The following is a 13,829-nucleotide window of genomic DNA, read 5'->3' on the forward strand; positions in this document are numbered from 1 at the left end:
ATGACTTCTTTAATGAATCGTATTTCAAGTTCACTAAAAGCAACGGCTCAAGTGAGTGCAGTCAGCAGCCTATTGTTGGCTGGCTCAATGGTGTCGATCAGCGCTAATGCAGAGGATATCCTCACCAGTACGCCTGTGACTTACGCGTTAGCGACAGAGCTAACCAAAGGCACCGACATTACCACTGAATACCTACCACCAAAACGCTACGGCATTGATCGTCTGCCTAACTGGTTTGGCACTAAGGGCGTAAGTAAGGTGCTTAAGTCTGGTGAAAAGGCGACCGTTGCATTAACGCTGTCGTCCATCTGGCAAGCTGATCCTACATTTGTTTACGCAAGGCAGGGTAACATCCGTTTGGTAGAGGTGGATGCGGCTCAAGCGATTACGCCGCGCGCGCAAGGTGTTGCAGCGTTGACGTTATCGAGTGGTGATGTGTCTAAGTTCGCGTGGTTAAACCCAACCAATTTAACGCGCATGGCGGCAATTGTGGCTGACGACTTTAAGCTGTTGTGGCCAGCGCAAGCAGAGACGATTGATAGCAACCTACAACGCGTAATGCTTGATGTTCGTGAACTGATTAACAAGCAACAAGCGGTGTTATTGGATAATGACGTAGATTCAGTATTATTGCTTTCAGAAAGCTTGGAAGATTTCGCTTCTGGTAGTCAACTGTTTGTTGAAGACCGTATGTTCAAAGCAGAACTGGAATGGACAGAGCAAGATAAAGCGAAGCTCAAAGCGATGTTTTCAGAAGACGATGCTCTATGGTTAGTCACAGCGAAAAAGCCTACGACTTTGATTAAGTCACTGGTGCCGAATGAACGAATTCTTGTTGTTGATTCGGTAGACCGTTGGGGAAGAGTAGGGATTAATGCAAAAGCGCCGTTCGCACGTTGGGAAGTTAAACCATTCAAAGGTTAATTGAATAGCTAAGTGGCTAGGTTAATACGGTAGGATCAAAAAAGCAGCCCAAATAGAGGCTGCTTTTTTGTTGTTATCCAATGGCTCTGTTCGGAGAGTTGGACAAGAGTACTGCGAGTTTACGATTTACTCTGCAGCTTTTGTCTCTTCAGATCCAGTAGTCACTTCTACAGATCCTTCTGTTTGTTCTAGAGCGGCTTTCGCTTGTTCTTCAGCTTCCATTCTTGCGCGATCAGCTTTAGAAATATAGCGAGGCTTGTTGCTACCATGCAGTTTAGAATTCGCCTGTTTCTGTCTTTTCTTTAGAATTTGATTGATTTTTTTCTTACGGTTCATTGCTGCATAGCCTTGTATTTAGTTTATGCGGTGGAGGATAATCATTTTAGATCTAGAACTCAATATTTACATGGTATTCAGCAAGGAAAATATCACTATGCAGGCAGTCGAGACCGCTCGTTTACGATTAAGAATGATCACACCTCAAGATGCGGCGTTTATCCAGCGATTATATAGCTCAGAAGATTTCCTGCGTTACATCGGAGACAAGGAAATCACAGATACTGACAAGGCTGTTGAATACATCGAGAACAACATTCTCAAAATGCATCAAGAGAAAGGTGTGTGCTTATTGGTGGTTGAAATTAAAGATTCCTCAACGCCAATTGGAGTATGCGGATTAATCAAACGAGATAACTTAGAGTCTCATGACATCGGCTATGGTTTTGTCCCTGAAGTCTATGGGCAAGGTTTTGCATTGGAAGCGGCACAAGCGATAATTGAACAAGCTAATCATAATGCTGATATCGATCATTTAGTTGCCATCACAACCTCTGATAACATTCGAAGTATCGCACTACTGACTAAGTTAGGTTTTGTGTTCGAACGAGTTGAAGAGACGATTAATGAAAGCGTCAATCTCAACCTGTACGGTCTCTCATTAGGTAATTAATCATGTTCCAACATAACAACATTCTACAAGGCGAACTCGAGACGGAGTACAAAACCGTTATTGCGATGGTGCACATCTACTGCAAAGATCACCATGGTGCGGTTCGTCAGAATAACGCGTTATGTGAGGAGTGTGAGCAACTGTTGCGTTATGCAGAGACACGACTTGATAGATGCCCTTATGGCGAAGCAAAGCCGACCTGTAATAAGTGTCCGATTCATTGCTATAAGCCTGACCCGAAAGAGCAGATGCGTTTAGTGATGCGCTATGCAGGGCCAAGAATGCTACTTAAGCATCCGATTTTAGCAATACGACATTTGATTCATGAGAAACGGAAAGTGCCAGAGAGGCCACTGCCGAATGTGTCTAATCGCCATATCCGAATTAACAAGAAGTAACTGGCGCTTTAAATCAATTACTGACGAAACGAAAAAAGGTCTGATTTCTCAGACCTTTTTGTGTTTCTAATCTTCTTGTTCAGAAGGCGGCTAGCTTCATGAGGTTAAGCCGCTTGTGGTTCTTCATAGGTAACCGTTAGGTTGTTGATCCAGCGTCGGCTCAAGTATCGGTGTGAACAGATGGCCAGTTTCACCACTTCTTCTACCAACATCAGACCATAGATGTATTTGAAATCCCATCCAGCGACAAATGCGCCGTAAATACACACTGGAATACCAACCATCCACATCGCGATGAAATCCATGCGCAGGCAGAATGCATTGTCACCACCAGCACGAATAATGCCGTTGATGATTACCATGTTTAGCATGCGAATTACGACAGCAAAGCACATGATCATCATTGCTGGCGCGGCGAGTGGGTATAGTTTCTCGTTTGTTAAGTTAAGCCAACTCAATACGTGCTCTTTGCCTAGGAAGAGGAGAAGGCCGACAACCGCACCAAATCCAATTACAGCCTTTATGAACGTTAGGCCCATGCTCATCGCGTCATCAAATTCATCACGGCCGAGTGAGTGGCCAAGCAATACTGAACACGCTACAGAAATACCAAAGAATATCGAGTAACACAGCGATTCGAATGGCGCGAGCATCGAGAAAACCGCTAGCTCTGTTGTGCCCATGTGACCGAAGATCATTTGGTATGCCATAGTACCCATTGCCCACAACACGGCATTCATCGTTAGTGGCAAAGCAATACGTCGGTAAGACAACCACAGTGACGGACGATGTGGTGAGCTTGGAGTGGTTAACAGCCAATGTTTACGCATACGCATGTAGCTATACATCAAGCCCACTTGAATCAATCGCGCTAAGGTTGTCGCTAATGCCGCACCCGCAACGCCCATTGCTGGAATGCCGAAAGCCCCTTTAATTAGAATGAAGTTAAGCGCAATGTTGAGTGCAATGGTAACACCCCCTAATAACAGTGGAGTTACGGTGTCACCTGATGAGCGCATGCTTGCTTCCACCACGACAACAATATGAGTCAGCAGCAAAACAGGGAAGCCGTACCAAAGGTAATTGGCGCCAAGCTCAATCACGGTTTGATCGCTGGTTTGCAACATCATTAAAAACTGGGATCCAAGAGTGATGATTGCAGTGACAGGCAGCAAAACTTTTAAGCCAAACACCATTGCGATAGATGACACGGTACGTGCACTTTTTCGGTCATTCTTTCCCCAGTATTGAGCAACTAATGTTCCGTTTGCTGAGGCCAACCCTGCCATAATCATAATCGCAACGAAGTGCCATTTTGATGCAATTCCCACAGCGGCTGCTGCTTCCATACCAAAATCGCTGACCATTAAGACGTCAGCAAGGGCAAGAATAGCAACCAGCGCACTTTGCAAAGCAACAGGCAAACCAAGTTTAACGATACGAGGTAAGATGCTCTCTGGCTTGTTATTCATAGATGAGTTAGGGTTGATGTTAGTTGTCATAAGCTCTCCGATTTATGGCAGAACTATAGTGATTTGAGCGAAGTAACAACATGTTTAAAAAACAACAAAACCTGTGCGAATCCGTCATTGATGCCATGAAGCCTAAATCAACGTGGCAAGATGATGTTTTTCTCGCGGAACATTGCAAAGAACGTTTTTTGACCGTTGAAGATATCCCAGAGATGAAAAGCTGCGGTGTCTACATGGGGGGTATGGCAAAGCTGCATGGCGCGTATTGGGTTGAGCGTGAATCCGTGAATGTTCATACGCTAATTTTTACTCAAGAAGGGGGCGGAATTCTAACCACTGCAACCTCGGTACAAGCCATCTCCCCATACACACTTGTGGTTCTTCCTGCGGAAACCCCATTTCGCTTCGAGCTTGATCCTCAATACAACTATTGGAAAATGGCGTGGATGCTGACGCCCGATACCCCGCAATGGCAGCATATTGCGAGTTTAGGTCAGAGCATTGTGCCTTTCGGAGAGTGCGAACAGATCTGGTCGCTGATGAACTTGGTTTACTTTGAAATTGGTGGCCGTGCAAGTTACAGAAAACTGCTCATGAGCGAGATCATTCGAACCTTAACGGGCTTTGAGCCCAAATCGACGAGCACCACGGCACGTGTTCAGGCGTTATACAACGAAATCGAGAGCAGTCTACATTTAGCGTGGACCGTAGCGGGGATGGCAGAACGTGTTTTTATCAGTGAAGAACAGTTAAACCGAGTCACTAAGTCGTTGTTTAACGTGTCTCCACGTAGCAAGTTGATACAACTGAGAATGGACAAAGCGACCAGCTTGTTGAAGCAGCAAGATTGGTCAGTGTCGATGATTGCCAACCGTTTAGGCTACAAAGATCCTTATAACTTCTCGCATCGCTTTAAAAAGCATTTTGGTTTATCGCCAAGTCAATATCGAAAGAGTCATCGGGTCTCAGGCTAAACAGTGGGACTGCTGAAGCATCAAATCTATACATAATATAAAACAGTGTTCATTTACAACATCTAATAACGGCGCAATGCAGTAAATTTACTGTATTGTTCGCCGCTGACGTTATGTACTTTCCTCCTACTTTTATGACCATGGTTAAGGCTTACAAAATTAGAGGTTAGTGATGCCACAAGATGCGACAGAGATACTCGACTTTGAATCAGACAGAAAAATCGTAATTAATATGAGAGAATTCCATACGAAAACGAAACTTGTCCGAAAAGCTGGCTGTGGTTCGATTGTCGGGACGTTATCCGAGCCTCATCGTAAGGTACTTTTTTATCTTTACGAGAATAAAGGTGAGGTGATCAGCAAGGATATTTTGAAGCGTGTTGGCTGGGCTGGCAAGTCTGTCACTTCGGCTTCTGTGCTTGTGGCTATTTATGAAATACGCGGAATGATAGACTGTAAATTCATCTACACCATACCTAATGAAGGCTATATGTTAGAGACTGACTCCTGCTGTTGATAATCTGTTCATATTCTAATAATAAAAATTTAATCTCTTTACCGTATACGCCACTTTCATTATCTTCGATTTTAAACGTCCATATATAAGTGACGTTATTAAACACATCTCTTAATGAAGTTGTGTCGTTGGTTGCTCTGTTAGGGAATATGAATATGGATACTTACCCAGTAATTGAAGGTAATAAAGTTGAAAGCAATGCGGTATTGGAGGTAAACGGTAAGGTTATTGAGCTAAATACGAAGCTCATACGAAACGTTGACAATGGTTATGTGCTTGGAACGATGCCATTAGCGTACAGAAAAATCATTTTATTTATGAATCGGCATCGCGGACAGTTATTCAGTGTTCGTCAGCTTAAGAATATCGGTTGGGAAAGTGAGAAAGTCACCAATTCGTCGGTAATTGTCGCTATTTCTGAGATACGCTCAATTTTAGGTGATGGTTTGATCTTAACGATCACTGGTGAAGGTTACGTTTTCCAGCCTTAAATAGCATTTGCTTCAGCAGCGTTTTCGTCATTTACACCGTTTTGATAAATCGAACGATTTCAATATATTGAGCGTTATTCCCCCCTACGTATCAAAAAGGGCGCTTCCTTCAGGCTAATAGCCTTTAGTGAAGAGCCCCAATAATATCGACTCGTTTAGAATGGTCAGAACTGTTTAACCAATTATCTACCATTTACTCCCTGCGATTTACTCATTACCTGCTATATCACTCGCCAGCAATCTGTAGAGGAGAGCGCTTTAGGCTTGCGATTAACATGTAAATCGTTGTCGCTAGCAAAGACGCAAACAGGTAAGTAAATAGTCCTGCTTGAGAATCCATAAAGCTATCTGCTACTAATGGTCCTGCGACTGAACCGATGCTGTAACACAACAGCATAACCTGAGTCACTGACACCAGATAGCTTGGGTCTAAGTTACGACAACCTAAATTAATCGCAATTGGGTAAAGTGCGAATGTTGCCATGCCCAGTACGAATAGGCTCATGCCTAGTACGTAGAAATCATGGTTTATCGTTAGTACACCAATGCTTGCAACCCCTAGTAGGCAGAACAGAGCCATTAATAACACTTGCCCTATGTGGTGAGATAACCATGTCACCATCGGCTGAACAGCCATACCACCCATAATTACTAAGGCCATCAAACCACCAATATCTTGGTGTGCGATGTTGCGCTGAGCGAGCTCTACAGGCATCAAGCCATAAATAGAACCAAGTGTTAGCCCCGATACAATACAACCAATTAATGCGCTGTGGCTCAGTTTGCTGATTTGCTTAAGTGATAAAGACTTAGCATCGTGAATTTGTGGTGCTGTCGCTTGTCCGTACATCAACACAATGATCGCACCAAACAACAAGGTGAACATTGCAATGAAAGGCACGCCGCCTGTAATACCAAGGTATCCAATGCCAAGTTGACCAACGGCAGAGCCGCCGTATAGCGAACACATGTAAACCCCTAAACGTTTCGCACGCTGAGATTCATCACCGCTCATTAGCCAAGATTCTACAATCACGAAGATACCTGCAACAGCCACACCAGCCACAAAGCGAGCTAACAGCCATACTGCTTGGTGTGGGATCAATGGCAATACAAGGATCGTTGCGATGAACACACTCAATGCGATGACGAACGCGTCTTTGTGACCAACGCGAGCGATCGCACGTTCAATCAATAACGTACCCGCTAAAAGACCTGCATAAAAGGCACTCGCCAACCAACTCGATAGATTACTGTCTAAGCCATACTCAGACAGCATTAATGGTAATGAACTCATTAAGTAGCCTGAAGCGATCGCGTAAAAAGACAATGCAATAACAGGAACAGTTATGCGAGTTGTTGGTTGGATGTTGTCCAATGCAGGAGCCTCTAAATAGTGAAAGAAACGATGAATTTTCCGCGACTATGGGGGAGAAACTGGATTGGGTAAAACGAATAAAAATGGTCGTGAAGATAAAAGAAATTTATCGTATTTGTTGGCTAAAATACCGTTGTGATATTTCATGTTTTCGCGATATTTTCTGCGGTTAAATAGCCGATAAAGCGTTGTTCAAACGACTATTTAATTTGAAAGACGGAGAGAGATTCGTTGTATTCATCAGATTTTAATTTAGGGCGTTTAATCGTGCTACACCACTTCGTTTCGGTATTGTCTGGGCGAGCTTCCACTCCACTTACGAAAGGCATGTCGAAAGTTAGCGCTGTCGGAAAACCCAACGCGCTCAGATATCTCTTCAATGCTCATTTGAGTTGAAGAAAGGTAGTGTCGAGAAAGGTGAAAACGAACGTGGTCAAGTATCTTCTGGTAACTCGTATCGACGGCTTTGAGGTGCCGGCGCAGCGTTCGAGAAGACATCCCCAATTCTGATGAAATAGATTCTATCGAAGGGTAACATCCAGGTCTCTCAAGTAGCATTTGAGAGACTTTTTCTTTTAGGCTGGTGGACGCACTGACTTTTGCCAACATGTCGTCACACGATTTCAGACACATCTGCAGCGTGATGGTATTGGCGGTAGGAAGAGGCGAGTACAAACTTGTTGCATCAAACTGCCATTCAAGGCGATCACTATTGAATTCAACGGGGCAACGGAAAATCTCTGTGTAGAGGTCGCCGTATTCTGGCTTCGGGTAAGGGAAGCGGATCACTTGGGATGGGAATGGCTGTTGTAGTACTTCTTCACACAGGCTTTGAATTGCGGTGAACCAATATTCGCAACAAAATGGCAGCAGCGAGTCCAAGTCGATCAGCTGCTCGGCTCTAAAGTATCCAACGTTATCTTCTACTGACATCGTTTTTCTAAGTACAGGGCCTGCAAGCTGCAGATATTTAAATCCAATCAGCAAAGCATCTAAAAGCGTTTCACTACTGAATACGGCATAACCTAGAACGCCAAAGTCGCTAAACCTTGCTTGTTGGCCGACTCTTAACCCCAAACCGCCTTCATCGGTGTTCGCCAATGCGTTACTGAACACCGCCAACTTTTGCGCCAAGGTAATGTGGGTGTCTGGCGTGTTGAGCTGCAGAGCATCAATGTTACTGCCTTCCAATAATGCTTCGATATTGAGGGCGGGTGACATATAGCGATGCAGTAATTGAAGATCAAGAATGCCGAATGCTTGCATATCGGGTTCGTAGACTGCGGTGTATTTCATAGGATGCCTCTTGTTGAATATTGCCATCTTAACCGAACTCTTAACATTTTCGCTTGTCGCCTGTTCTCACTTTCCCAAGCTTGTTCAAACTTTTGCTTTATGTGTGCAAGGTTTTACAAGGCCTGATAGAGCTGTGTCCGAATATCACCGGTTTTTGTCTTTTTGAAACCTGTTCGAAATGTTATCAAAATGTTGTAATTTGATGGGTTGCATATTGGAACATCTCAAACATTTTGCTCAATAACTACTGTTTTGCTCAATAAATACTCTTACCTACATGACACACCAATGTGCAGGCTTTGATAGCAACAAAGACAACACTTATTACAACGATTAAAACGTCTAAGGCGAATGTGACCGCTAGGTCAAGCCGAATAAGGAGATCATGGATGCACAATCTTGCTGTTAACTTGGAGCGCAGCGCTTCGCTTTTTCCAACTAAAGCCGCTCTGCGTATGGGATCGGATGAAGTCAGCTTTTCTCACTTAGAACAACTTTCTGGAAACGTGGCCGCGAATCTAAAAAGACTCGGGTTAAAGAAGGGAGATAAGGTCGCGTTGTCGTGTCCGAACGTCACATATTTTCCAATCGCTTATTACGGGATTCTAAAAGCGGGCTGTGTGGTGGTGCCTTTGAATGTGTTATTCAAGGCCAGAGAGATCGCTTATCACCTCAATGATTCAGATGCGAAAGCTTATTTATGCTTTGAGGGCAGTGAAGAGCTGCCAATTGGACGCTATGGATTACAAGGCTTCGAGCAGGCAAATCAGTGTGAACACTTTATTGAGATGCCAATCCCAACAAGCTCAGGAACTCCTTCAGAAGCACATCAGCAACATGAATCGATTACCGACTGGATGCCACAACCTTTGGCTTCGTTTGAGTCTGTGGCGTGCAATGGTGATGATACAGCTGTAATTCTGTATACCTCAGGTACTACAGGTCAGCCAAAAGGCGCAGAGCTTTCACACACCAATATGCAAACCAATGCGATGTCGTCACAATATTTGATGAGATTGGAATACAGCGATACGACAATGGCCACGCTCCCTTTATTCCACAGTTTCGGCCAGACCGTAATGATGAACGCGAGTGTGTTAACGGGGTCGACCATGGTATTGATTCCTCGTTTTGAACCGTCACTGGTTATTGAACAGATCATTAACCACAAAGTCAGTGTGTTTGCGGGTGTTCCTACTATGTATATTGCGCTTCTAAGAGCTGGAGAAGAGTCGTTAGAGCGCTCTGAACAAGTCAAACACAGCTTAAGGCTTGGCGTGTCTGGCGGTGCCTCTATGCCGCTTGAGGTTATCCGACAATTTGAATCCCGATTCGAACTTCCGGTATTGGAAGGTTATGGGCTGTCTGAAACAGCGCCGGTTGCCACCTTTAACCATATTGATGGTGATCGCTTGTCGGGCAGTGTTGGCCAACCTTTGTGTGGTCACCTTGTTAAGATTACAGACATTCAAGGTAACTCAGTCGCCATGGGTGAATTGGGCGAGGTCTGCATCAAAAGTCCAAGTGTCATGAAAGGCTACTATCAAAGACCAGAAGCCACGGCGGAAGCCATTAGAGATGGTTGGTTCCTAACCGGAGATATCGGACGCACCGATGAGCACGGCAACTTGTTCATTGTTGATCGAGTGAAAGACATGATTATCCGTGGTGGTTACAACGTGTATCCGCGCGAAGTTGAAGAAGTTTTGATGTGCCATCCTGATGTCGAAATGGTCGCAGTTGTGGGTGAGCATCATGATCGCCTAGGGGAAGAGATACACGCTCATGTGGTGCTTCATGAACATACACAATGTGATAGCGAAGTACTGATAGCTTGGTGTCGTGAACAATTAGCCGACTACAAATACCCTCGCAAGGTGTTCATTCGTAAAGCGCTACCAATGACGGCGACAGGCAAAATTTTGAAACGAGAATTACACCCACTAGAAATAGCGGAGATGACCAATGGATAGTTATGATTTTATTATTGTTGGCGGTGGTTCTGCGGGGTGTGTCATGGCTTCGCGGTTGTCGGAAGATCCTAATGTCACTGTTTGCTTACTAGAAGCGGGCGGCAAAGATACGAGCCCATTCATTCATACACCGGTTGGCGTTGTGGCAATGATGCCAACCAAACTGAATAATTGGGCTTTTGAAACCGTTAAACAACCGGGTTTGAACGGCCGCAAAGGTTACCAACCGAGAGGAAAGACACTTGGCGGCTCTAGTTCTATTAATGCCATGATGTACGCTCGTGGGCACCGTTATGATTACGATACATGGGAAAGTTTGGGTAACACTGGGTGGGATTATGAATCGTGTCTGCCTTACTTTAAGAAATCAGAAAATAACGAAGTTCACCAAGATGAGTATCACGGCCAAGGCGGTCCATTGAATGTAGCGAATCTTAGGTCGCCAAGCCCAATGTTGGAACGTTACTTAACGGCGTGTGAGTCGATAGGGGTTCCTCGTAATGAAGACATCAATGGTGCGGCACAATTTGGGGCGATGCCGACTCAGGTGACTCAAATTAATGGCGAACGATGCAGTGCTGCCAAGGCTTATTTAACGCCAAATCTTTCGAGACAGAATCTCACGGTCGTAACCAAAGCAACCACACATAAAGTTTTGTTCGAAGGTAAGAAAGCGGTAGGAGTCGAATATGGCTTTAACGGACAGCGTTGTCAGATCCAATGCAACAAAGAAGTGATTCTTTCTGCTGGCGCCTTTGGTTCCCCCCAATTGTTGTTACTGTCGGGTGTCGGCGCTAAAGGTGAACTAGAGACGCATGGTATCGAACAGGTTCATGAGTTGCCTGGAGTGGGTAAGAACCTTCAGGATCATATTGATTTAGTGCATTCTTACAAATGCAGTGAAAAACGTGAAACTTTCGGTATCTCGTTGCAAATGGCCTCTGAAATGACCAAAGCCTTACCGCTATGGCACAAAGAGCGTCGTGGCAAGATGACCAGTAATTTTGCAGAAGGGATAGGCTTTCTCTGTTCAGAAGATCATATCGCCGTACCGGATTTAGAGTTTGTATTTGTCGTCGCTGTGGTTGATGACCATGCCCGAAAAATACATACCAGTCATGGGTTTACGTCTCATGTCACCTTGCTACGACCGAAAAGCATAGGGACCGTAACGCTCAATAGTATTGATCCTTATGACCCGCCTAAGATCGACCCCGCGTTTTTCAGTCATCCAGAAGACATGGAGATTATGATTAAGGGCTGGAAGAAACAGTATCAAATGCTAGAGAGCTCGGCGTTTGATGATATCCGTGGCAATGCTTTTTATCCTGTCGATGCCAATGATGACAAGGCTATCGAGCAAGACATTCGTAACCGGGCTGATACCCAATATCACCCAGTGGGAACCTGCAAAATGGGGACTAATGATGATTCGCAGGCCGTGGTAAATAACGATCTTAAAGTCTATGGGTTGAATAACTTAAGAGTCATTGATGCTTCTGTGATGCCGACATTAGTGGGAGCGAATACCAATGCGCCAACTATCATGATCGCCGAAAAAGTTGCAGACCAAATAAAAGAACAATACGGTTTGAGCAAGCAACGAGCCAATGAACAGGCAGAAGATGAGATGGTTGTATAATTAAAAGAAACAGAGATAACTGATTGATTTACAGTAGGTTAGGGAGTCCTATTTTGATAAGGCTCTCTAACCTATTTTTTGTACGCTTCTTCAAGCACAAGCTAAATCAAAAGCGATACAAAATATGCGTCTATTTGGTCAAAGCTTGATTAAGCCATTGATCAAACTGGCCTTTTGGTAACGCACCGTTAATCGTATCGACACGTTTGCCATCTTTAAACACCATCACCGTCGGGATACTTCTGATTTGGTACATCGCGGCAAGCTGTTGCTGAGCTTCAGTATCAATCTTCACGAATCGAACATCTCCCGAACGCTCCTTAGCAACGTCACTGAACACTGGTGCAAAGCCAACACATGGGTTGCACCATGTCGCCCAGAAATCGACAACCACAGGCTGTGAACTGTTCAAAATAGATTGGAAATTAAGTGACGTTCCCTCGATAGGAGCGCCATCGAGCAATGCTGTTTTGCATTTACCGCAGGTTGGGCTTTCTGAAATTCTTTCTGAAGGAACTCGGTTTACGCCATTACAAGAAGGGCAACGTGTGTTGAATGTAGACATAACTTTCTCTTTTTATTGTAACTCCGTGTCTAACGCGATTTACGAATCACGCACGGAGCGCTTATACTGTTTAAAACTAGAATACGATACTTAAATAAAAACAAACAATAAACAGGTAAATGATGACAAAATTTTACGCCGAAATTACTGGCTGGGGAAAGTGTCTGCCACCAGCCGTGCTGTCCAATGATGATTTAAGCACTTTCATTGATACGTCTGACGAGTGGATTCGAACTCGAACTGGTATCGAAAACCGTCGTATCAGTCATGTAAATACCTCTGAACTTGCGACTGTCGCTGCGAAACATGCAATGGCGTGTGCTGGCCTAACTGCTGAAGATATCGATCTTGTTATCATCGCGACGTGCAGCCCAGACTCACTTATCCCAAACACCGCATCTAAGGTTCAACAGAATCTAGGCATTAAGAGTGCAGCGGCTTTCGACCTTAATGCAGCGTGTACTGGCTTCATTTACGGTGTTGAAACGGCGACTCGACTGATTCAAGCGGGTAACTATCGTAATGCTATCGTTGTGGGCGCAGAACGTCTTTCATTCTTCATTGATTGGACCAAGCGTGATACCGCGGTTCTTTTCGGTGATGGCGCTGGTGCTGTGGTTCTATCTCGCACCGAAGAACAAGTTGGCTTACAAGAAGCTCAGATCGGTTGTGACGCAGAAGGTCGCGATATTCTAGCTGTACCAAAATTCGGTACATCTATGGATCGCTTTGCTGCTGACAACGGTTATTGGGACTTTGATTTCGTTGGTAAAGAGATCTTCAAACGTGCAGTGAAAGGCATGGGCGCAGCGGCACATACAGTATTGAGCCGCACTGGTATCTCAACCGACAACATTGACGTTGTGATTCCGCACCAAGCGAACATCCGAATCATTCAAACTCTTTGTGATATGGCGGGTATCGATCGCGAGAAAGCGTTTGTTAACATCCAAAACTACGGCAACACATCCGCAGCGACTGTACCAATCGCATTGTGTGAATCGCTAGAGCAAGGTTTCGTTAAGCCGAACGACAATATTCTTGTTGCAGCGTTTGGTGCGGGTTTGACGTGGGGTGCTGGCCATATTAAATGGGGTAGCCGTGTTGAGCCGCTAGGTCAATCAGATGCTAAGCTTCCAGAAGCCGACAAATCTGCTTTAGAGCTTCTAGAAAGAGCCATTTTACACTGTAAAACACACCCGAATTCAGCGAGCGAATAACGTTGATGGGTACAGTCGTCAAAGTACGTC

General features: G+C 44.7%; 14 protein-coding genes. 9 read left to right on the forward strand and 5 right to left on the reverse strand.

Annotated elements, in window-relative coordinates; translation table 11 throughout:
• Positions 1–924 carry an ABC transporter substrate-binding protein gene (locus AC3CKG_RS23305; protein ID WP_488529468.1) on the forward strand — a complete coding sequence of 308 codons (924 nt, stop codon included), beginning with the start codon at positions 1–3 and terminating at the stop codon, positions 922–924.
• Between the two features lie 126 nt (positions 925–1,050).
• Here the strand turns inward: AC3CKG_RS23305 and AC3CKG_RS23310 are convergent, their stop codons facing one another.
• Positions 1,051–1,260 (reverse strand): DUF2986 domain-containing protein, encoded by a 210-nt coding sequence (locus AC3CKG_RS23310; protein WP_488529469.1) that lies wholly within the window; start codon positions 1,258–1,260, stop codon positions 1,051–1,053.
• Positions 1,261–1,357: 97 nt separating this feature from the next.
• On the opposite strand from AC3CKG_RS23310, the gene AC3CKG_RS23315 reads away from it, so the two are divergent.
• A complete protein-coding gene (locus tag AC3CKG_RS23315; protein WP_488529470.1) occupies positions 1,358–1,873 on the forward strand; it encodes a GNAT family N-acetyltransferase in 516 nt (171 codons plus the stop codon).
• 2 nt (positions 1,874–1,875) lie between these two features.
• Complete coding sequence (locus AC3CKG_RS23320) at positions 1,876–2,271, forward strand: nitrous oxide-stimulated promoter family protein (protein ID WP_488529471.1); 396 nt, start codon at positions 1,876–1,878, stop codon at positions 2,269–2,271.
• Positions 2,272–2,375: 104 nt separating this feature from the next.
• On the opposite strand, the gene AC3CKG_RS23325 is transcribed toward AC3CKG_RS23320, so the two are convergent.
• Positions 2,376–3,773, reverse strand: a complete 1,398-nt coding sequence (locus tag AC3CKG_RS23325; RefSeq protein ID WP_488529472.1) for an MATE family efflux transporter — start codon at positions 3,771–3,773, stop codon at positions 2,376–2,378.
• Between the two features lie 50 nt (positions 3,774–3,823).
• Here AC3CKG_RS23325 and AC3CKG_RS23330 point away from each other — a divergent pair, with 50 nt between their 5' ends.
• From AC3CKG_RS23330 to AC3CKG_RS23340, 3 genes are all read left to right on the forward strand, one after another.
• A complete protein-coding gene (locus AC3CKG_RS23330) occupies positions 3,824–4,717 on the forward strand; it encodes a helix-turn-helix domain-containing protein (protein ID WP_488529473.1) in 894 nt (297 codons plus the stop codon).
• Between the two features lie 172 nt (positions 4,718–4,889).
• On the forward strand, positions 4,890–5,234 hold the full coding sequence (locus tag AC3CKG_RS23335; protein WP_017109588.1) for a winged helix-turn-helix domain-containing protein: 345 nt from the start codon (positions 4,890–4,892) through the stop codon (positions 5,232–5,234).
• A gap of 155 nt (positions 5,235–5,389) precedes the next feature.
• Entirely contained in the window at positions 5,390–5,725 is a 336-nt protein-coding gene (locus tag AC3CKG_RS23340) for a helix-turn-helix domain-containing protein (RefSeq protein WP_017109589.1), read from the forward strand.
• Between the two features lie 226 nt (positions 5,726–5,951).
• Here AC3CKG_RS23340 and AC3CKG_RS23345 read toward each other — a convergent pair whose 3' ends face one another.
• On the reverse strand, positions 5,952–7,103 hold the full coding sequence (locus tag AC3CKG_RS23345; protein ID WP_102268165.1) for an MFS transporter: 1,152 nt from the start codon (positions 7,101–7,103) through the stop codon (positions 5,952–5,954).
• A 270-nt stretch (positions 7,104–7,373) separates the two neighbouring features.
• Positions 7,374–8,399 carry an AraC family transcriptional regulator gene (locus AC3CKG_RS23350; protein ID WP_102281542.1) on the reverse strand — a complete coding sequence of 342 codons (1,026 nt, stop codon included), beginning with the start codon at positions 8,397–8,399 and terminating at the stop codon, positions 7,374–7,376.
• 389 nt (positions 8,400–8,788) lie between these two features.
• Between AC3CKG_RS23350 and AC3CKG_RS23355 the strand changes: the two genes are divergently transcribed.
• Together AC3CKG_RS23355 and AC3CKG_RS23360 are read left to right on the forward strand one after the other, a co-directional pair.
• The gene (locus tag AC3CKG_RS23355) at positions 8,789–10,372 is read left to right on the forward strand and encodes a long-chain-fatty-acid--CoA ligase (RefSeq protein WP_488529474.1); all 1,584 of its coding nucleotides are present in this window, start codon (positions 8,789–8,791) and stop codon (positions 10,370–10,372) included.
• A complete protein-coding gene (locus tag AC3CKG_RS23360; protein ID WP_488529475.1) occupies positions 10,365–12,014 on the forward strand; it encodes a GMC family oxidoreductase in 1,650 nt (549 codons plus the stop codon). Before AC3CKG_RS23355 ends, AC3CKG_RS23360 begins: the two co-directional genes overlap by 8 nt.
• Positions 12,015–12,144: 130 nt before the next feature.
• Here the strand turns inward: AC3CKG_RS23360 and trxC are convergent, their stop codons facing one another.
• Positions 12,145–12,579 carry a thioredoxin TrxC gene (gene trxC, locus AC3CKG_RS23365; RefSeq protein WP_004731082.1) on the reverse strand — a complete coding sequence of 145 codons (435 nt, stop codon included), beginning with the start codon at positions 12,577–12,579 and terminating at the stop codon, positions 12,145–12,147.
• Between the two features lie 122 nt (positions 12,580–12,701).
• On the opposite strand from trxC, the gene AC3CKG_RS23370 reads away from it, so the two are divergent.
• On the forward strand, positions 12,702–13,799 hold the full coding sequence (locus AC3CKG_RS23370) for a ketoacyl-ACP synthase III (RefSeq protein WP_016785269.1): 1,098 nt from the start codon (positions 12,702–12,704) through the stop codon (positions 13,797–13,799).
• Positions 13,800–13,829 lie beyond the last annotated feature (30 nt).

The sequence above is a fragment of the Vibrio sp. QJM3NY_15 genome, from assembly GCF_057785995.1.

What these genes read in the sequence shown, in the direction of transcription:
- AC3CKG_RS23335 (WP_017109588.1), top strand. Translation starts at nt 4,890, where the DNA reads ATGCCACAAGATGCGACAGAGATACTCGACTTTGAATCAGACAGAAAA.
- AC3CKG_RS23350 (WP_102281542.1), bottom strand. Translation starts at nt 8,399, where the DNA reads ATGAAATACACCGCAGTCTACGAACCCGATATGCAAGCATTCGGCATT.
- AC3CKG_RS23360 (WP_488529475.1), top strand. Translation starts at nt 10,365, where the DNA reads ATGGATAGTTATGATTTTATTATTGTTGGCGGTGGTTCTGCGGGGTGT.
- AC3CKG_RS23305 (WP_488529468.1), top strand. Translation starts at nt 1, where the DNA reads ATGACTTCTTTAATGAATCGTATTTCAAGTTCACTAAAAGCAACGGCT.
- AC3CKG_RS23370 (WP_016785269.1), top strand. Translation starts at nt 12,702, where the DNA reads ATGACAAAATTTTACGCCGAAATTACTGGCTGGGGAAAGTGTCTGCCA.
- AC3CKG_RS23315 (WP_488529470.1), top strand. Translation starts at nt 1,358, where the DNA reads ATGCAGGCAGTCGAGACCGCTCGTTTACGATTAAGAATGATCACACCT.
- AC3CKG_RS23325 (WP_488529472.1), bottom strand. Translation starts at nt 3,773, where the DNA reads ATGACAACTAACATCAACCCTAACTCATCTATGAATAACAAGCCAGAG.
- AC3CKG_RS23340 (WP_017109589.1), top strand. Translation starts at nt 5,390, where the DNA reads ATGGATACTTACCCAGTAATTGAAGGTAATAAAGTTGAAAGCAATGCG.
- AC3CKG_RS23320 (WP_488529471.1), top strand. Translation starts at nt 1,876, where the DNA reads ATGTTCCAACATAACAACATTCTACAAGGCGAACTCGAGACGGAGTAC.
- trxC (WP_004731082.1), bottom strand. Translation starts at nt 12,579, where the DNA reads ATGTCTACATTCAACACACGTTGCCCTTCTTGTAATGGCGTAAACCGA.
- AC3CKG_RS23355 (WP_488529474.1), top strand. Translation starts at nt 8,789, where the DNA reads ATGCACAATCTTGCTGTTAACTTGGAGCGCAGCGCTTCGCTTTTTCCA.
- AC3CKG_RS23330 (WP_488529473.1), top strand. Translation starts at nt 3,824, where the DNA reads ATGTTTAAAAAACAACAAAACCTGTGCGAATCCGTCATTGATGCCATG.
- AC3CKG_RS23310 (WP_488529469.1), bottom strand. Translation starts at nt 1,260, where the DNA reads ATGAACCGTAAGAAAAAAATCAATCAAATTCTAAAGAAAAGACAGAAA.